The 17,675-nt window shown below is 71.9% G+C and carries 16 protein-coding genes; 10 read left to right on the forward strand and 6 right to left on the reverse strand.

The window, feature by feature from the left end; translation table 11 throughout:
• Nucleotides 1-199: 199 nt before the first annotated feature.
• From IEZ25_RS12920 to IEZ25_RS12930, 3 genes are read left to right on the forward strand one after another with little or no spacing between them, the layout of a single operon-like run.
• Complete coding sequence (locus IEZ25_RS12920) at nucleotides 200-382, forward strand: DUF4244 domain-containing protein (RefSeq protein WP_224748968.1); 183 nt, start codon at nucleotides 200-202, stop codon at nucleotides 380-382.
• Nucleotides 382-747: a TadE family protein gene (locus IEZ25_RS12925; RefSeq protein ID WP_191199855.1), complete on the forward strand. Its 366-nt coding sequence runs from the start codon at nucleotides 382-384 to the stop codon at nucleotides 745-747. The genes IEZ25_RS12920 and IEZ25_RS12925 overlap by 1 nt, the downstream gene beginning before the upstream one ends.
• Nucleotides 744-1,079, forward strand: coding sequence for an Rv3654c family TadE-like protein (locus IEZ25_RS12930; protein ID WP_191199856.1), 336 nt, complete (start codon nucleotides 744-746; stop codon nucleotides 1,077-1,079). The genes IEZ25_RS12925 and IEZ25_RS12930 overlap by 4 nt, the downstream gene beginning before the upstream one ends.
• 12 nt (nucleotides 1,080-1,091) lie before the next feature.
• Here the strand turns inward: IEZ25_RS12930 and IEZ25_RS12935 are convergent, their stop codons facing one another.
• Together IEZ25_RS12935 and IEZ25_RS12940 are read right to left on the reverse strand one after the other, a co-directional pair.
• Nucleotides 1,092-1,403 carry a hypothetical protein gene (locus tag IEZ25_RS12935; RefSeq protein WP_191199857.1) on the reverse strand — a complete coding sequence of 104 codons (312 nt, stop codon included), beginning with the start codon at nucleotides 1,401-1,403 and terminating at the stop codon, nucleotides 1,092-1,094.
• 16 nt (nucleotides 1,404-1,419) lie between these two features.
• On the reverse strand, nucleotides 1,420-3,762 hold the full coding sequence (locus IEZ25_RS12940; protein ID WP_318152211.1) for a DEAD/DEAH box helicase: 2,343 nt from the start codon (nucleotides 3,760-3,762) through the stop codon (nucleotides 1,420-1,422).
• Between the two features lie 170 nt (nucleotides 3,763-3,932).
• Here IEZ25_RS12940 and IEZ25_RS12945 point away from each other — a divergent pair, with 170 nt between their 5' ends.
• Together IEZ25_RS12945 and IEZ25_RS12950 are read left to right on the forward strand one after the other, a co-directional pair.
• Nucleotides 3,933-4,268 carry an anti-sigma factor antagonist gene (locus IEZ25_RS12945; RefSeq protein WP_191199858.1) on the forward strand — a complete coding sequence of 112 codons (336 nt, stop codon included), beginning with the start codon at nucleotides 3,933-3,935 and terminating at the stop codon, nucleotides 4,266-4,268.
• A 167-nt stretch (nucleotides 4,269-4,435) separates the two neighbouring features.
• Nucleotides 4,436-6,715 (forward strand): sodium-translocating pyrophosphatase, encoded by a 2,280-nt coding sequence (locus tag IEZ25_RS12950; protein WP_191199859.1) that lies wholly within the window; start codon nucleotides 4,436-4,438, stop codon nucleotides 6,713-6,715.
• Between the two features lie 68 nt (nucleotides 6,716-6,783).
• On the opposite strand, the gene IEZ25_RS12955 is transcribed toward IEZ25_RS12950, so the two are convergent.
• On the reverse strand, nucleotides 6,784-7,677 hold the full coding sequence (locus IEZ25_RS12955; protein WP_191199860.1) for a phosphotransferase family protein: 894 nt from the start codon (nucleotides 7,675-7,677) through the stop codon (nucleotides 6,784-6,786).
• Between the two features lie 12 nt (nucleotides 7,678-7,689).
• Entirely contained in the window at nucleotides 7,690-11,610 is a 3,921-nt protein-coding gene (gene eccCa / locus IEZ25_RS12960) for a type VII secretion protein EccCa (RefSeq protein WP_318152212.1), read from the reverse strand.
• 208 nt (nucleotides 11,611-11,818) lie between these two features.
• On the opposite strand from eccCa, the gene eccD reads away from it, so the two are divergent.
• A complete protein-coding gene (gene eccD / locus IEZ25_RS12965; RefSeq protein WP_224748969.1) occupies nucleotides 11,819-13,195 on the forward strand; it encodes a type VII secretion integral membrane protein EccD in 1,377 nt (458 codons plus the stop codon).
• Between the two features lie 9 nt (nucleotides 13,196-13,204).
• Here eccD and IEZ25_RS12970 read toward each other — a convergent pair whose 3' ends face one another.
• Nucleotides 13,205-13,831, reverse strand: a complete 627-nt coding sequence (locus IEZ25_RS12970; protein ID WP_191199863.1) for a hypothetical protein — start codon at nucleotides 13,829-13,831, stop codon at nucleotides 13,205-13,207.
• Nucleotides 13,828-14,907 carry a hypothetical protein gene (locus IEZ25_RS12975; protein WP_191199864.1) on the reverse strand — a complete coding sequence of 360 codons (1,080 nt, stop codon included), beginning with the start codon at nucleotides 14,905-14,907 and terminating at the stop codon, nucleotides 13,828-13,830. The genes IEZ25_RS12970 and IEZ25_RS12975 overlap by 4 nt, the downstream gene beginning before the upstream one ends.
• Before the next feature lie 141 nt (nucleotides 14,908-15,048).
• On the opposite strand from IEZ25_RS12975, the gene eccB reads away from it, so the two are divergent.
• The 4 genes from eccB (at nucleotide 15,049) to IEZ25_RS12995 (ending at nucleotide 17,664) form a co-directional block, all read left to right on the forward strand.
• Nucleotides 15,049-16,401 (forward strand): type VII secretion protein EccB, encoded by a 1,353-nt coding sequence (gene eccB, locus IEZ25_RS12980; RefSeq protein ID WP_191199865.1) that lies wholly within the window; start codon nucleotides 15,049-15,051, stop codon nucleotides 16,399-16,401.
• Nucleotides 16,402-16,507: 106 nt separating this feature from the next.
• A complete protein-coding gene (locus tag IEZ25_RS12985; protein ID WP_318152213.1) occupies nucleotides 16,508-16,825 on the forward strand; it encodes a WXG100 family type VII secretion target in 318 nt (105 codons plus the stop codon).
• Between the two features lie 11 nt (nucleotides 16,826-16,836).
• Entirely contained in the window at nucleotides 16,837-17,124 is a 288-nt protein-coding gene (locus IEZ25_RS12990) for a WXG100 family type VII secretion target (protein ID WP_191199867.1), read from the forward strand.
• A 90-nt stretch (nucleotides 17,125-17,214) separates the two neighbouring features.
• Entirely contained in the window at nucleotides 17,215-17,664 is a 450-nt protein-coding gene (locus IEZ25_RS12995) for a hypothetical protein (RefSeq protein ID WP_191199868.1), read from the forward strand.
• Nucleotides 17,665-17,675 lie beyond the last annotated feature (11 nt).

A 17,675-nucleotide genomic window follows, 5' to 3' on the forward strand; every position in this document is an offset into this window, starting at 1 on the left:
GACGCAGCCGCCACGGGTCAGACATACGTGTCCGCGCCGTCGACCCCGCGCCTGGTCGTGGGCCGATATCCGTCCACAGGTCGTGCGATCCGACCACTGTCCCCAGCCCCCGACGTTCGCAGGTGCGACCTGTCCGGCGCCCGCCCGAGGCTGGACGGCGACGGAGCTCATCGGGAGCTCCACGACGACAGGAGATCTGATGATGGACACGTTGGGCCGCACCCGCGACGACTCGGGGATCACGACCGCGGAGTACGCCGTCGGCACCGCCGCCGGCGCAGGGTTCGCGGGGCTTCTCTACACGCTGCTCACCGGCAAGTTCGGCGACCAGCTGCTCGAGCGGCTCTTCAAGCACGTCATGGGCCTGCTCGGCATCGGCTGATGCAGCCGGGGGCTCGCGACGAGTCGGGCACGGCGACCGCCGAGCTCGCGCTGGGGATCCCGCTCCTGGTCGCGCTGACCGCCGGCCTCGTCTGGATGCTGGCGGTCGGTGCGGCCCAGGTCCGGGTGATCGACGCGTCGCGCGAGGCCGCCCGGGCGGTCGCGCGAGGTGACGACGTCGTCGCGGCCGAGACCCTCGCCCTCCGGGTGGCCCCGGAGGGCTCTCGGGTGTCGATCTCCATCGAGGCGAGCCGGGTCGTCGTCACGACGAGGGTCCGGGTGTCCGGGCCCGGCGGGCTGCTGGGCTCGTTGCCCGGGGTCACGGTCACCGCGGACGCCGTCGCACTCGCCGAGGAGGATCCGTGAGGAGAACCGCCGAGGACGGTGCGGCCACCGTGCTCGTCGTCGCCATGGCCGGCGTGCTGATGTTCGTGATGGTCGGGCTCGCCGCAGCGGGCGGCCTCGTCACCGCTCAGCGCCGTGCCCAGGCGGCCGCCGACCTGGCGGCCCTGGCCGGCGCCGCATCACCCGAGCTCGCCTGCAGCCGGGCCGCCGAGGTCGCCCTCGCCAACACCGCAGTGCTCGACAGGTGCCTGGTCGAGGGCCGGGAGGTCAGGGTCGAGGTGTCGGTCGCCGGACCACCCGTGCCGTGGAGGGAGGTGCGCGTCACCGCCGAGGCGCGCGCGGGTCCGGCCTGAGAGCCGGACGACTCACACCCGGTCGGGGCCTTCGTGGTCATGGCCCTCCGCGCGGCGCTCGGCCTCCACGCGCTCGAGCTTGGCGTTGAGGTCGTGCAGCTCCTTGCGCTCCTTGCGGTGCGCGAGGCTTCGCTTGGTGCCCCACCTGAGCACGGCGAAGCCCCACAGGATGGCGGCTCCGGCGGCGACGCCGACGAAGAAGGAGTCGAGGGTCGTCACGTCGAAGCCGAGCAGCTCGCCCCCGGTGCCGGGCTCGCTGACGAAGATCGCCGAGAGCACCGCGATGCCGCCGAGGATTATGAGGCCGAGGCCCAGGATCACCATGAGTCCGAATGTAGACCTAAGTCGGCGGCTGCGGACCACCCGACAGCAGGGCGTCGAGCAAGGAGATCGCGCCGGCCTTGTCGAGGGGGTTGTTCTGGTTGCCGCACTTGGGCGACTGGATGCACGACGGGCAGCCGCTCGAGCACTCGCAGCTGGCGATCGCCTCGCGCGTCGCGGACAACCACCCGGCCGCGGTCCGGAAGCCTCGCTCGGAGAAGCCGGCGCCGCCCGGGTGGCCGTCGTAGACGAAGACGGTCAGCACGCCGGTGTCGGCGTGGCGGGCCGTCGAGACGCCGCCGATGTCCCAGCGGTCGCAGGTCGCGAAGAGCGGCAGCAACCCGATCGAGCAGTGCTCGGCCGCGTGTGCCGCGCCGGGCACGTCGAGTGCCGCCAGCCCGGCCTCGGCGACGACGTCGTCGGGCACGGTCCACCACACCGCCGTCGTCCGCAGCGTCCGCTCCGGCAGGTCGAGCGGCTCCTCCGAGAGCACCTCGCCGCCCGGCTGGCGCCGCTTCAGGTAGGACACGACCTGGTGGGAGACGTCGACCTCACCCAGCACCAGCTCGCACCCTCCCCAGGTCTGGCGCTCGCGGACGGTGACGATGCTGATGTCGGTGACCTCGCGCGCCGTCGTGCTGAAGGTGGGCTCGTCGCGGCGCATGACGGCGACGTGGTGGTCGAGGTCGAGGCTCTCCACGAGCCACGACTCGCCCTGGTGGACGTAGACCGCGCCCGGGTGAGCCTGGTTGTGCGCACCACCGGCGTCGACGGTGCCGATCATCCGTCCGGTGTCGGCCTCGATGAGCTGCACCGGCGAGCCCCCGGCCGAGCGGATGTCCGCGAGGTCCGCCGCCCGGCCGCGGTCGGTCCAGAACCACCCGCGCGGGCGGCTGCGCAGGAGGCCGAGCGCCACCAGCTCGTCGACGACCTCGCGCGCGGTCGGGCCGAAGAGCGGGAGGTCGGCCTGGGTCAGCGGTGACTCCTGGGCCGCGGCCGCGAGGTGCGGCCCCATCACGTGCGGGTTCGACGGATCGAAGACCGAGGCCTCGACCGGGGCACCGATCAGCATCTCGGGATGTGTGACGAGATAGGTGTCGAGCGGGTCGTCCTTGGCGACGAGCACGCCGAGGGCGTCCTGGGCGCCGCGGCCGGCACGGCCCACCTGCTGCCAGAAGGCCGCCCGGGTGCCCGGGAAGCCGGCGATCAGCACCGCGTCGAGGCCGCTGATGTCGATGCCGAGCTCGAGCGCGTTCGTGGCCGCCAGCCCGACCAGGTCGCCACGTCGCAGTGCGGCCTCGAGGGCGCGCCGCTCCTCGGGGAGGTAGCCGCCGCGATAGGCCGCGACGCGGTCCGGGAGCGACGGGTCGACCTCGGCCAGGAGTCCGGCGGCTGTCAGCGCGACCTGCTCGGCGCCGCGCCGCGACCGGATGAAGGCCAGCGTGCGCACGTCCTCGGCCACCAGGTCGGCCAGCAGGTCGGCCACCTCGGTCGAGGCGGCGCGCCGCACGGGTGCTCCGTTCTCCCCGGAGTGCGAGGTGAACGGCGGCTCCCACAGCAGCAGCGACACCGTGCCGCGCGGCGAGTCGTCGCGGGTCAGTGCGACCACGTCGAGGCCGGTCAACCGGGAGGCGGTCTCCCCGGGCTGGGCGACGGTGGCCGAGGCCAGCACGAAGGTCGGGTGGGCGCCGTACATCGCGCACACGCGGCGCAGCCGACGCAGCACGTGGGACACGTGCGCCCCGAAGACGCCGCGGTAGTGGTGGCACTCGTCGACGACGACGTAGCGCAACGAGCCCAGGAGCCGCGACCAGCGGTGGTGCGAGGGGAGCAGCGAGCGGTGGAGCATGTCGGGGTTGGTGAGGACGTACTCGCCGAAGTCCCGCGTCCAGTCGCGCTCCTCTCGCGAGCTGTCGCCGTCGTGGGCCGAGAGGCGTACGTCGAGTCGCAGCGACTCCAGGCCGGCGAGCTGGTCGTGGGCGAGCGCCTTGGTCGGGGCGAGGTAGAGCACCGACGCGCCGCGCTCCCCGCGAGGCCCGCGAGCCAAGCGGATGGCCGACAGCGCCGGCACCTGGTAGGCCAGCGACTTCCCCGACGCGGTGCCCGTCGCGACGATCACGTGGTCGCCGGCGTGGGCCGCGTCGGCCGCCACGACCTGGTGTCGCCAGGGCCGGGCGACCCCGTGGGCTGCATAGGCGCCGCGCACGTCATCGGGCACCCAGTCGGGCCAGTCCTCGTGGACGGCCTCGCGCGCGGGCAGCACCTCGAGGTGTCGGAGCCGGTCCTCGCGGCCGGGGACGCCGGTGAGCCGCCGGATCAGCACGTCGACCGGCGGCAGCACGCGGGGACGGGACTGGCTCACTCGGGGCAGTCTCGCAAAGGGTGCCGACACCCCCGGAAGCGGTGATCTGTTGGGGAGCCCTGCGAAACCCGTGTGACTCGTGGTTTGATACCACCCGGAACGAACATGTGGGCTCAGTGGTGTGCCCGCAGGCGCACTGTCCGAACGAATTCGGGGACCGGGGAGCAGTCGTGGATCTCACCCTTGCGACACGCGAGGTCGACGGTCGCGCCCTCGTGACGGTCGGTGGCGAGATCGACGTCTACACCGCTCCCAAGCTGCGCGACTGCATCACCGAGCTCGTCGGCTCCGGCACCTACGACATCGTGATCGACCTCGAGGCCGTCGAGTTCCTCGACTCGACCGGCCTCGGCGTCCTGGTCGGCGGCCTGAAGAAGGTCCGCGCCCACGACGGCTCGCTCGACCTGGTGTGCACCCAGGAGCGACTGCTCAAGATCTTCCGGATCACCGGTCTGGCCAAGGTGTTCGTCATCCACGACGCCCTCGGTCTCGCGCCGGGCGCCTGAGGCGCCTGCTCCCTCTCGCTCACCCCTCCGGGCATGCCCGGAGGGGCTTTTCGTCGTCCGGCGCGACGCCTCGGTGTGGTGTAGGTCACCCTGCACCGTGATCTGGGTCACGTCTGCGTAGACTCCGGCGCGTTCATGGAAGTGATCCAGTCCCAGTAGGAGGACGCATGACGGGGATCTTGCCCGCAGTCGTGAAGCCGGAGCTCGAAGGTGGCAACCTCGTGCTGGTCGTCGTCGTCGCCCTGATCGCGCTCGGCGCGCTCGGGATGGCCGCGATGTTCCGGTCGCAGGTGCTCGCCGCCGGCGAGGGCACCGACAACATGAAGACCATCGCCCAGGCCGTGCAGGAAGGCGCCAACGCCTACCTGACGCGGCAGTTCCGCACTCTCGGGATCTTCGCCGCTGTGGCGTTCGTGGTCCTCTTCGCACTGCCCGCCGACGATGTCGCCGTACGCATCGGACGCTCCATCTTCTTCCTCGTCGGGGCGGGCTTCTCCGCCGCCATCGGCTACCTCGGCATGAGTCTCGCGGTCCGTGCCAACCTCCGCGTCGCGGCAGCCGCCGAGACCGAGGGTCGCGACCCGGCCATGACCATCGGCTTCCGCACCGGCGCCTTCGTCGGCATGGCGACCGTTGGCCTCGGCCTCCTGGGCGCCAGCGTCGTGGTGCTGCTCTTCAAGGACGAGGCGCCCCACGTGCTCGAGGGCTTCGGCTTCGGTGCCGCGCTGCTCGCCATGTTCATGCGAGTCGGCGGTGGCATCTTCACCAAGGCCGCCGACGTCGGCGCCGACCTCGTCGGCAAGGTCGAGCAGGGCATCCCCGAGGACGACCCGCGCAACGCCGCCACCATCGCCGACAACGTCGGCGACAACGTCGGCGACTGCGCCGGCATGGCCGCGGACCTCTTCGAGTCCTACGCCGTCACGCTGGTCGCCGCGCTGATCCTCGGCGCCGCCGCCTTCGGCGACAAGGGCCTGGTCTTCCCGCTGCTGATCCCGGCGATCGGAGCGCTGACCGCGGTCGTCGGCATCTACATCACCAAGCCGCGCCCCGGGGAGAACGGCCTCACCACGATCAACCGCGCGTTCTACATCTCCGCCGCCATCGGCGCGGTCGCCTCGGTGATCCTGTCCTACCTCTACCTGCCCGGATCGTTCGCCGACTTCGGCCCGGACTTCGCCGCCATCGACGGCGACCCGCGCTTCGTCGCCAGCGCCGCCGTGGTGATCGGCATCGTGATGGCCGCGGGCATCCTCGCCCTCACCGGCTACTACACCGGCACCGAGTTCCGTCCGGTCAAGGACGTCGGCAAGACCTCGCTCACCGGTCCGGCCACCGTCATCCTGTCGGGCCTGAGCGTCGGCTTCGAGTCGGCGGTCTACACGACGCTGGTCATCGGGGCTGCCGTGTTCGGTGCCTACCTGCTCGGTGGCGCGACCCTGACCGTCTCGCTCTTCGCCGTGGCGCTCGCCGGCTGCGGCCTGCTGACCACCGTCGGCGTCATCGTCGCGATGGACACCTTCGGCCCGGTCTCCGACAACGCGCAGGGCATCGCCGAGATGTCCGGCGACGTCAGCGAGGAGGGCGCGCAGATCCTCACCGAGCTCGACGCCGTGGGCAACACCACCAAGGCGATCACCAAGGGCATCGCGATCGCGACGGCCGTGCTCGCCGCGACCGCGCTCTTCGGCTCGTACGCCACCTCGGTCGCCGAGGCCTACCTCGAGTCGGGCGCCACCGAGGCGCTCGACTTCACGGTCTTCAACCCCGGCGTGCTCGTCGGCGTGCTGCTGGGTGCGGCCGTGGTGTTCCTCTTCTCCGGCCTCGCCATCAACGCCGTCGCCCGCGCGGCGGGTGCGGTCGTGATGGAGGTGCGCCGCCAGTTCCGCGACATCCCCGGGATCATGGAGGGCACCGGTCGTCCGGAGTACGGCAAGGTCGTCGACATCGTCACCCGCGACTCGCTCCGCGAGCTGATCACGCCGGGCATCCTGGCCGTGATGGCTCCCGTCGCGGTCGGCTTCGGCCTCGGTGTCACCGCACTCGCTGGCTTCCTCGCCGGCGCGATCGGCGCCGGCACGCTGATGGCCGTCTTCCTGGCCAACGCCGGCGGGGCCTGGGACAACGCCAAGAAGCTCGTCGAGGACGGCAACCACGGCGGCAAGGGATCGCCCGCCCACGAGGCGACGATCATCGGTGACACGGTCGGCGACCCGTTCAAGGACACCGCCGGCCCGGCCATCAACCCGCTCATCAAGGTGATGAACCTCGTCTCGCTGCTCATCGCGAGCGCCATCGTCTCGATGAGCGTCGGCAAGGACGAGAACGACGCCCTGCGCATCGTCATCGCCCTCGTCGCGGTCGCGATCATCACCGTCGCGGTGGTCATCTCGAAGCGGCGGGAGGTCGCGATCTCGGACGACGCGCCGGCGGCTTCCTCGGTCTGAGGCGCTTGCTCGACCCGTACGACGTCATGGCGGCTGGTTGCCTCGGCAACCGGCCGCCATGACGCGTCTCAGCGCTCGTCGAAGTGGGGGCGGGTCAGCTCGCCGGTGAGTCCGCCGAGGGCGGTCCGGTCGTCGGTGTCGCCGGCGTGCGGGCCCTGGAGCCACTGGGCGAACGACCAGATCCCCGAGAGCCGCCACTCGAGGTCGAAGAGCCGCACGAGCCTCGGGTCGTGCGGCACGTCGCGACCCCCGTGCACGAGCGTCGCGAGGTCGCGCTCGCGCGGGGCCAGCAGGAGCGACTCCCAGTCGATGAGCCACGTGCGCCCGCGCGCGAGCCACTGGTTGCGCACGTGGGGCTCGCCGTGGGTGACGACGTACGTCGACGGGTCGGCGAGGTCGAGGAGCCGGGCGTGCTCGCGCGCCCAGCCTCCGACTCGCGTCAGGTGCTCGAGCAGGAGCTCGCGGGCGCTCGGGCCGAGGGGGGCCGGACACTCCTGCTGCAGCAGGAGTCGCAGCCGATCGCCGAGGTCCGGAACGATCTCGGTCGTCCAGGCCCGGGCGGACGACGGTGCCGCGACGGTGTGGAGCGCGGCCAGCAGGTCGGGCAGCTCGTCGACCGAGGCCTCGGGACGTGTGCCCTCCAGCCACCCGTTCGCGCTCGAGGTCCGCGTGCCGGCCGGGACGGCGTACGCACCCCCGACGGTGGCGATGCTCGGCCACACGAAGTCGAGGTGCAGCGCCGCCGCCGAGCCGTAGGCCGCCTCGAGCGTCGCGTGAATGTGGCGCGGCAGGTCCGGGTCGAGGGTGGCGAAGAGCACCGGCTCACCCGCGACGTCGACCCGCCAGTGGTGCGCGCCCCAGCCGACCGGCAGGTGCTCGACCCCGTCGGCTCGGGGCTCCCAGTGACGCCGGACGACGTCGAGCACCTGCTCGTCGCTCACGTCCGAGGGTCGCTCGAGCACCGGCCGCGTCCCTCAGGAGGGCATGAGCGGGGTCTGGATGACCTTCGCCCCGGTGCGGCGGTCGACCAGCTTGCCTCGCCCGGTGGGCATCGGCTCGAACTTCTGGCCGTGCAGGATCGATCCCTCCTCCTTCGAGCCCGACAGCAGGAGACCGGGGGTGCCGATCTCCTTGAGCCGCTTCTGGAGCGGCTCGAAGCTGCCGCCGCCGGAGCCGCCGGCGGCGCGCGCGACCACCAGGTGCAGCCCGATGTCGCGAGCCTGCGGGAGGAACTCGACCAGCGCGTGGAGGGGGTTGGGCTGGGACGCGGCGATCGACTCGTAGTCGTCGATGAGCACGAACAGTCGCGGACCGGCCCACCGCGGTGCCTGTCGTGCGGTGGGGTCGATGGTGATCCCGGCGAGCCGCTCCTGCAGCGCCGCGACGATCTGGGCGACCTTCTCGGTCGCGTCCTTGGAGTTCGTCACGTAGGCCAGCTGGTGTGCCGTCGTGACGGCCCCGATCAGGCCCCAGCGGTAGTCGAAGGTGATGATCTTCGCCTCCTTCGGGGTCCAGCGCTGGGTGATCCCGCCGGCGATGGCGCGCAGCACGTTGGACTTGCCCGACTCCACGTCGCCGAGGACGAGGAAGTGGGGCTCGGCGTCGAAGTTGACGAACTCCGGGGCCAGGGCGTCCTCGTTGAGGCCGATGGGGACCAGGCCGCCCACCGACTCCGGCGTCTGCTGGGGCAGCTCGGTGTAGGGGAGCTCGCGCGGCAGCAGCCGGACCTCCGGTGCCTCGGGACCGGTCCACGCCGCTCGTACGTCGCGCACCATCCGGGCTACGCCCTCGCTGAGGTCGTCGACCGAGGAGGACCCGTCGATCCGGGGTAGCGCGGTGAGGTAGTGCAGCTTGTTGGCGCTCAGGCCCCGACCGGGCGACTTCTCCGGGACGTTGCGGGCCGCGCGGCGGTCGATGTCGGACTCGGCAGGGTCGCCGAGTCGCAGCTCGAGGCGCTGGGCGATCAGGTCGCGGAGCGCCGGCCGCAGCTCCATCCACCGCTGGATCGAGATGACGACGTGCACGCCGAAACCCAGTCCCCGTGTCGCGATCCTGGTGATCTGCGCCTCCAGCTGCTCGTGCTCCTGCCGGATCGTGCCCCACCCGTCGACGACGAGGAAGATGTCGCCGTAGCCGTCCCCGGGGTCGGCCCCCGAGGCGACCTTGCGCCGATAGGTGTTCATCGAGTCGATCCGGTTGGCCGTGAAGTGCGCCTCGCGGTCGTCGATGATGCCGTTGATCTGCGCGACCGTGCGGCGCAGTCGCTCGACGTCCAGGCGGGTGGCGACCGATCCCACGTGGGGGAGGTCGATGAGCCCCGACAGGGTGCCGCCGCCGAAGTCGATGCAGTAGAACTGCACCTCCCGGGGCGAGTGCGTCAGCGACAGGGAGCTGATGAGCGTGCGCAGCAAGGTGCTCTTGCCGCTCTGCGGCCCACCGACGACGACCGCGTGCGAGCTCGCGAGGTCGACCCACATCGGGTCGCGACGCTGGTCGAACGGCTTGTCCTCGATGGCCACGGGCGCCGAGAGGTATCGCTCGGGCAGACGGCGGGCGAGCAGCCCGCGGTCGGTGGGCACCAGCGGGGACAGCAGGCCGTCGACGGCGGGCGAGTCGTCCAGGGGTGGGAGCCACACCTGGCGCGCAGGCTGACCGTGGCCTCGCACCTGGTCGACCATGATCTCCATCAGGGTCACCGACGGTCCGGTCCCGGAGCCCTCGGGCTCCGGATCCGCCACCAGGAGGTCGGCCTCCTGCGGAGGCTCGACGTAGCCGATGGGGAAGCGCTGCACCTGCAGCGAGGCGGAGTGGGTGCCGGCACCGACGCCCGAGGAGACGGGCACCTTGCCGCCCTTGTAGGGAGCCGAGACGTACGCCGCGCGGAACCGGACCAGCCCGACCGTCGAATCCTTGAGGTAGCCGTGGCCCGGGGCGCTGGGCAGCTCGTAGGCGTCGGTGACGCCGAGCACCGTCCGACTCTCCATGGCGGAGAAGGTGCGCAGGCCGATCCGGTAGGACAGGTGGGTGTCGAGCCCCCGCAGCTTGCCCTCCTCGAGCCGTTGGGAGGCGAGCAGGAGGTGGACGCCCAGCGAGCGACCGAGACGCCCGATCATCACGAAGAGGTCGATGAAGTCGGGCTTGGCGCTCAGCAGCTCGCTGAACTCGTCGACCACGATGAACAGCGACGGCATCGGCTCGAGGTCGGCGCCCTGCTCGCGAGCCTTCTCGTAGTCCTTGAGGGAGGAGTAGTTGCCCGCTGCTCGCAGGGCCTCCTGCCGGCGCACCATCTCACCCGCGATGGCGTCCTTCATGCGGTCGACGAGGATGAGCTCGTCCTCGAGGTTGGTGATCACCGCGGAGGTGTGGGGCAGCACGTCCATGCTCGCGAAGGTGGCGCCGCCCTTGAAGTCGACGAGCACGAAGTTGAGCACGTCGGGGGAGTGCGACACCGCGAGTCCGAGCACGAGGGTGCGCAGCAGCTCGGACTTGCCGGACCCGGTGGCGCCGATCACGAGCCCGTGCGGGCCCATGCCGCCCTGCGCCGACTCCTTGATGTCGAGGTCGATCGGGCTGCCGGTGGGTCCGACGCCGATCGGCACGCGCAGCCGGTCACGCGGAGCGCGCGGGCGCCACGTGGTGTTGGTGTCGATCGTGTGCGGGTCGCCGAGCCTGAGCAGGTCGGGCAGGGTCATGTCGACGGTGAGCAGGTCGGTCGGCTCGTCGGAGGAGCCCGACGGCATCCGGTAGCGGCTCATCGAGCGTGCGAGCGTCGCGCACTCGTGCATGGAGAGCTCGTCGGGGGAGCCGAGCGGTGACCGCGTCACCTGTCCGGTCACGGCGTCACGGCGCAGCCCGACGACCGACCTGCCGTCGATCTGCAGCTGCAGCACGCCTGTGGGGTACTCGGTGGGCAGGACGGCCCGCAGGTCGACGACCGTCACGCCCTGGACCAGCCCGGAGGCCAGCTGCGCCTCCGGGTGCACGCGCCCGCCGTCGAGGATCACCACCAGGTGCGGCCCCTCGGGCTGGGAGTCCGCGCCGAACCGCGGTCGCTGGCTGAGCTCCTCGCCGAGCTGGTTCTCGATGGCGAGCAGGTCGTCACCGATCAGCCGCACCTGCCCGACCGCGTCGGTGTCGTCGCCCAGGGCGTGGGGCAGCCACTTGAGCCACTCCCAGTCCTCGACGGTGTTGATCCCCGCGCAGACCGCGATGCGGACGTCGTCGGGCGACTGCATCGTGGCGAGCTGCGCGATCAGCGCGCGGGTCATCATCCGCGCCGCCTCCGGCTCACCGGACATGCTGATCAGCCCGAAGGCCCTGAGGGACACGGCCACCGGGAGGTCGGGGACCGTCTTGTGGGTGCGCACGAAGCGGCGCAGCGCGCCCGACGAGATGGGCTCGAGGTCCTCGACCGGCTTCGTCTCGGGTGTCACGAGGGACACCGCGAGGCGCTGCGGTCCGGATGCGATCCGGACCGCCAGGTGGTCGACGTCGTTGGTGCGCCGCTCCCACAGCCGGGTGCCGAGCGCGAGGCACCACAGCGACCTCGGCTCCGGGTGGTGCCACAGGGCGGCCTTGCGCTGCTGGTCGGCGGCCTTGCGTGCCTGGCGACGGACCTGCACCAGGTAGCGCTGGTAGTCGCGTCGGTCCCCGTCGAGCTTGCGCCTCTTGTCGGCGGACTGACGACCCATGCTGCCGAACATCATCCCGGCGAAGGCGATGCCCATCATGCCCATCCCGACCATCATGATCGGGTTGCCACCGCCCCCGCTGGTGCGCGCGACCATCATCAGGCCCATCCCGCCCATGCCGGCCATCATGGGAAGCACCATGAGCGCCTGTCCGGCGCCGCCGCCGGAGACCGTCTCGGGGAGCTCGGGGGGCGAGTCCAGCACGATCTCGCCACGCGGCTCACGGGGAGCGCGCTGGCGTGTCGGTCGACGGAAAGGTTGCGTCCCCATGTGCAGTCCCTCGGAAGTCTCTCGGCGCCCCGCGTGAACCCACGCCCGGTGATCGGCGACCATGGGCCAGAATGCGGGTGACAATACCGGGCGACGTCGGGGGGTCCGACGTCCGTGAGGGGTGCTGATGGCTGCGAGTCCCATGTCCAGTTTGACCCGACTCACCGTGGTGACGTCGAGCACCCGCATGGATCTGGCTGTGCCGCTCGAGCTCACGGTCGCCGAGCTCATGTCGAGCCTCGTCGAGACCCTGGGGTCCGACGTCGCCGACCAGGGCGCGGCCGCCGGCGGCTTCGTGCTGCAGCGATCCGGGGAGACGGCGCTCGATCCGTCGATGACACTGCGCGCCGCCCAGGTGCGTGACGGGGAGATGCTGCACCTGCGCATGCAGGTCGGTCAGATGCCCGAGGTGGCCTACGACGACGTGCTGGAGGCGGTCGCCGACGGTGTGCTGACCAGGTCCAAGCGGTGGACCGAGGAGGACACCGCGCGCGCCTGCTCCTGGCTCGCCGCGCTGTGCGTCGGCTTCGTGCTCGGCTCCTGCCTGCTCGCGGGTCCGTCGTGGGCGGCGCCGGCAGCCGTCAGCGGTGGCCTGGCGTTGCTGCTCGTCGGGGTGTCGGTGGTGCTCGGCCGTGCCTTCGACCGACCCGGTACGTCGCTGGTCGCGGCTGGCTTCGCGATCGCCTCGGCGTTCGCCGGCGGGGCGATGGCGTTCGGCGGTCGACTCACGGTGGTCTCGTTCGGAGCCGACCAGCTGCTTCCCGCGGCCGCGGCCGCCGTGCTCGTCGCGGCCGTGTGTCGCGTGCTGCTCCCCAGGGGAGTGGCCGGCTTCACCGCGACGATCGGCACCGGTCTCCTCGCGGTCGCCGGTTCGCTGGCGGCCGGCGTGGGCGGCCTCGACGTCGCCGCGACCGCGGCGTTCACCGCTGGGGTGGCCCTGCTGGCCTCCCCAATCATCCCGGTGGCCTCCTTCAAGATGTCGCGGCTCAACCTGCCCATCGTCCCGACCGGCGCGGACGACCTCCGCGCCGAGACCGCCTCCGTCGACGGGACCCGGGTGCTGCGCCAGGCCGTGATGGCCGACCAGTACATGACCGGCATCGTCACCGCCCTCGCCACGATCCTCGGGGGGGCGGCCGTCCTCCTGGCCGACGGCGACGGGGTCCAGACCGTGCTGGCAGGGGTGCTGGGCGGGATCGCCGCGCTCCGGGCGCGCCTGTTCACCGGACGGGCGCAGCGGCTCTCGCTGCTGCTCGCCGGCGCCGTCGCCGGCTTCGCCGTGCTCCGCGCCATGGCGACGTCGTTCGACACCTGGTCGGCGCAGCTGGCCCTGGTCCTGGGAGTCGCGATCCTGGCGCTCGCCATGTTCTGGCTCGTCGTCGTGCTCCCGGGACGTCGCTACGCCCCCCCGAGCAGCCGCGCCGCCGACATCGTCGAGGCGCTCCTCGTCCTGTCGGTGCTGCCACTGATCCTCGGGATCATGGGCGTCTACAGCCGGATCCGCGAGCTCGTCGGGTAGGTCTGCCGATCAGACGCCGAGGACCGACCGCTCCCCGGCGGTGAGCTCGGGGCGGACCAGGTGCACCTGTCCGCGGGTCACCACCGCAACGGCGTGCCGCGGCACGACGGTGAGACTGGCCGAGGCCTCGCCCAGGCCGAGGGCCCGGCCTATCTCCGTGGCCAGCGGCGCGCTGACGGCGTCGAAGAAGGCGACCTCGACGTGGGCGAGCCCCGCGACCCGGGTCAGGTCGAGGCGTGCCTCGTCGAGGTGTCCGACGCGCAGGTGGCAGTGCCAGTCCGGCACGTCGCCGACGGGACCGGAGCTGCCGAGGTCGTCGACGAGCAGGGTCGGTGTCTGTGCGGGCGCCCGGTTCCGGTCGAGCGACGGCACGAAGCTCGTGTCACCGCCGTGGCGCACCACGCCGGCCCACGACGACGTACGGGTGCTGGCCACCCGCACGCTGGCGCCCGCCAGCGCCGCTCGCAGGGCCAGCAGGCGCGCGACGTGGGGCGCGGTGAGGACGACCGCCCGGGTGCCACGCTGCCGGAACAGGCGGAGCGTCAGCGGTCCGGCCTTGGTCTGCCCCAGCTCGATGCCGCTGCGCGGGGCCGGCAGCACCTGGCCGGAGGCGAGGGGACGTGCCCACGAGGTCATGCCGCTCGCTCCCGGGGGACACCCAGCAGCGTGGTCGCCTGCAGCAGCGGCAGCTGGTCACCGACCACCGGCGCGACCCGCAGGCCCAGCAGCGCCGCAGTGGCCCCGAGCGAGGCGACGGCGTTGCCCACCACCTCGGTGGGTCCACTGACGCGCATCAGCACGGTCACCGTCGGGGTCCTGCCGGTGTCGTCGGACTGGAGCACGACGCTCGTCGCCACCACCGGGGCCGGCACCTGCTGGGCGAGCTCGGCCAGGCGGAGCAGGACGTCGGACCCGGTCACGGCGAACGTGTGGGCGGCGCCGTCGGCGAGCTCGACCTGGCCCATCGACTCGCCGGTGGCGAACAGGCTCACGTCCGGGCCGGTCACCGTCCGTCCGACCGCTCCGGCCGCGGCCGCCGCCACGGCCCGCTCGGAGAGCCGCCTGACCTCGACGCCGGTGACGTGGAGCAGCTCCTCGGCCCGGAGCACGCACCGCCGCAGGATCTGGTGGATCGCGGGTGTGCCGCCCCGCTCGACGATCACGTCCGCGGCGTAGGCCGTGTCGAGGGTGAGGACCAGGTGGCGGCTCGCCCGCTGGGCGGGTCGCGCACCGGGTCCCACGAGGCTCTCCGCCGCCGGCATCGCTGGCCACACGACGGTCACCACCCGCACGTTGGCCAGCGGCACGCCCTCGATGCGCAGCAGGGCGGCCAACCGGTCGAGGTCGATCGGTGCGTCGTCGTTGAGCACCGAGCTCAGGGGCATCTCGAGGGGGACCGACCAGGTCGTCTCGCCCTGGATGACCCCGACCGCGGCGCCACGCCCGGCCGAGGGCACGGTGACGACCCGGAACTGGTCCCCGGGACGCGCCGCCTCGCGGCGCCCACGAGGGCGCCGCAGGCGCATGCCGAACCACGATCGGATCACGCCGTAGAGCGGCCGGCCGTGGACGGTCACCAACGCCAGCACGGCGCACACCGCGGAGGTCGCCGCGCCGACGGGGAGCCAGGCTCCTCCGAAAACCCAGGCCACGAGCCCGGCTGCGATCGCGATCTCCAGCAGCACGAGCCGTGGGCGCGAGGCGAGTGGCATGGGGGGAGTATGCCCCACGCGCAAGCCTCGGGGGCCTAGGGTTGGCCCAGCGTGAGAGGCCGCTCGGAAGGTGCCGCCCGACGCGACGGGGGTGCCCGACCGGCGGCAGTCCTCGACCCGCCAGCTGTGAAGGGGACCACGGTGCAGACCCGGCGCGACCAGCTCCACGCCTACCGCTTCATGACCCGTCGTGCCATGTCGTCGCTGGTCACGGGCGAGCCCGACGCCGTCGAGCCGCCGATGCGCCGCCTGACGGTGATGACCATCAGCGGCATCATGGTCGCCATCGTCGTGGCCGCGGTGTTCGCGGTCATCGGGCTGCTCAAGGGCGGAGGCGGCGACCAGTGGCGCAACGAGGGCGCGGTCGTGCTCGAGGAGGAGACCGGCGCCCGCTACGTCAACATCGGCGGCACCCTCTTCCCGGCCCTCAACTACTCCTCCGCGGTGCTGGCCTCGGGCGCCGGTGACGCCGTGAAGCTCCAGGAGGTCTCGCGGTCCGACCTGGCCACGGCCGGGCGGGGCCGGTTGATCGGGATCGCCGGTCTCCCGGACTCGATGCCCGACCCGGAGGACCTGGTCCGCGGTCCGGTGTCGGTCTGCTCCCAGCCGCAGCAGGAGGGGATCGAGACCCTGGCCGAGGTCGTGGTCGACATCGGTTCGACCCCGGCGAAGGCGCTGCCGAGCACCGAGGGCGTCTACGTCGAGTCGTTCGACGGCGACCGGTTCCTGCTCTACGGCGGCGAGCGCCTGCCCGTCGCCCGCGAGGTGGAGGCGGCCCTCCAGATAGGCGAGGCGCCGGCGCCGGTCGGCAGCGCCTTCTTGACCTCGATCCCGATGGGCGCCGCCCTCGAGACCCCCGTCCTCGAGGCACAGGGCGAGCCCGTCGACATCGGTCGACCCCTGCGCGTCGGCCAGGTGGTGGAGGTCAACGACGGCACGTTCCGGGTGGTCCTGGCAGACGGTCTCGCCCGGGTCAGCGACGTCCAGGCCAAGCTGCTCCTCACCGCCGAGCTGGCCGGCGAACGGCGCGAACCGATCGAGCTGTCCCTCTCGGAGGTGCTCGACCTCGGCGAGGGTGCCGGGCTCGGCGGGGTGATGGCCGGGCTGCCCGAGGTCATGCCCTCGTTGCCCTCGCAGTCGGCCAGCACCGTGTGCGCCGTCTACATCGAGGGGGACGAGCGCCCCGGGTTCGCGATTCCCGCCGGTGCGGGTGGGACGCCCACGCCCACCGGTGAGTCACGCACGTCTCGCACCGGCGGCGCCGACCGTGTCGAGCTCGAGCCGGGACGGGGCATGCTCGCCGCCGCGCCGGACGCCAAGGCCGTCTACTACATCGGCGCCCCGGGACGCCGCTACGCCGCTGCCGGCCTGCAGACGTTGGCGGGGTTCGGGTACGGCGAGGTGGAGCCCGTCGTGGTGCCCGCCGAGCTGATCGCGATCCTGCCGCCGGGGCCCGCCATGGATCCCGCGAAGGCACGCGAGTCCGCCGGCTGAGGGTGCTCCCAGGACCATCCACCGAGTTTCCACGGCGTTTCGGGTTTGCCATAGTGATATCGGGGGATGCTGACTGCATCCGATCCAACTAACAGGAGGCACGGCTGTGGCCGGTAGTTTCGCAACAAGTCAAGAGGCGATGGCCGCTGGCGCGGCGCACGTCGACGAGGCAACCCAGCTCGTCCAGGGCCAGATCACCACCCTGCGCGGCGAGGTCGAGACCATGATGGGTGGATGGGGCGGCAGCGCTGCCTCGGCCTTCACCGGTCTGCACCAGAACTTCGAGGGTCAGGCGACCCGGATCAACAACGCGCTGATCGCGATGCAGGAGGCGCTGGTCTCGACCCGCGCCACCTACGTCAACCAGGAGGACCAGGAAACCTCCGCCATCAGCAGCCTGTCCGGCCAGATCAACGAGATGTGAGGTAGAGCGACATGAGCGAGATCCGCGTCAACTTCGGTTCACTCGATGCCGGCCGCGCCGGCATCCTCAAGACCCACGGCCAGCTGGTCGCCACGCTGGACGACCTCGAGGCCAACCTCCAGCCGATGCTGCAGACCTGGGACGGTGAGGCCCGCGAGGCCTACTTCCGCTGCAAGCAGGAGTGGGACTCCGCCGCCGCCGCCATGGCTGCCACGCTCAACCAGATCGGCACGGCTGTCGGCACCGCCAACGAGAACTACGGCTCCGCCGAGCGCGCGGCCACCCAGACCTGGTCCTGAGCACCTGGCACACCCGTGATTCCGGGCGACACCTCCGGGAGTCGCCCGGAACCGCGGTGGGCGCTGTGCAGCTGACGAACTGAGGAAGAGATGAGCGGGGACTACAGCTACGACGACGAGGGCGTGACCCTCAGCAACAGCGACAGCGGTGCCAACACCGCCACCTCGCTCGACGGCTACGACGGCGAGATCAACCCGAACCAGAACTGGCCCGGCACGGTCGTCAACAAGAAGGAACTGGTCGCCAAGCCCGACGACATGCGGACCGTGGCCAAGGAGCTCAAGGACCTGGCCGACCGCATCAGGGAGAGCTCGTCGGTGCGCGAGGTCGAGCGTGCCTCGAACGACGTGCAGATGGGGCCCTCGGACTGGCAGGCCACCAACTACCTGAAGCAGGCGGGCGTCCAGACGGCAGGTCTGGTGGCCGGGGGCGCCAAGCAGATCGCCGCCAACCTCGACCAGGCTGCAGCCGCCATCGAGGCGGCCGCCGACGGCTACGACAACGCCGAGCAGAGCAACCAGTCCGGCTTCAACCGGTGACGTCGCAGGAC

Source organism: Nocardioides hwasunensis, assembly GCF_014779665.1.
Classification (GTDB): Bacteria; Actinomycetota; Actinomycetes; order Propionibacteriales; family Nocardioidaceae; genus Nocardioides; species Nocardioides hwasunensis.

Coding starts and splice junctions, on each gene's coding strand:
- IEZ25_RS12920 (WP_224748968.1), top strand. CDS start 200: ATGATGGACACGTTGGGCCGCACCCGCGACGACTCGGGGATCACGACC.
- IEZ25_RS12990 (WP_191199867.1), top strand. CDS start 16,837: ATGAGCGAGATCCGCGTCAACTTCGGTTCACTCGATGCCGGCCGCGCC.
- IEZ25_RS12995 (WP_191199868.1), top strand. CDS start 17,215: ATGAGCGGGGACTACAGCTACGACGACGAGGGCGTGACCCTCAGCAAC.
- IEZ25_RS12925 (WP_191199855.1), top strand. CDS start 382: ATGCAGCCGGGGGCTCGCGACGAGTCGGGCACGGCGACCGCCGAGCTC.
- eccD (WP_224748969.1), top strand. CDS start 11,819: ATGTCCAGTTTGACCCGACTCACCGTGGTGACGTCGAGCACCCGCATG.
- IEZ25_RS12935 (WP_191199857.1), bottom strand. CDS start 1,403: ATGGTGATCCTGGGCCTCGGCCTCATAATCCTCGGCGGCATCGCGGTG.
- IEZ25_RS12950 (WP_191199859.1), top strand. CDS start 4,436: ATGACGGGGATCTTGCCCGCAGTCGTGAAGCCGGAGCTCGAAGGTGGC.
- IEZ25_RS12970 (WP_191199863.1), bottom strand. CDS start 13,831: ATGACCTCGTGGGCACGTCCCCTCGCCTCCGGCCAGGTGCTGCCGGCC.
- IEZ25_RS12975 (WP_191199864.1), bottom strand. CDS start 14,907: ATGCCACTCGCCTCGCGCCCACGGCTCGTGCTGCTGGAGATCGCGATC.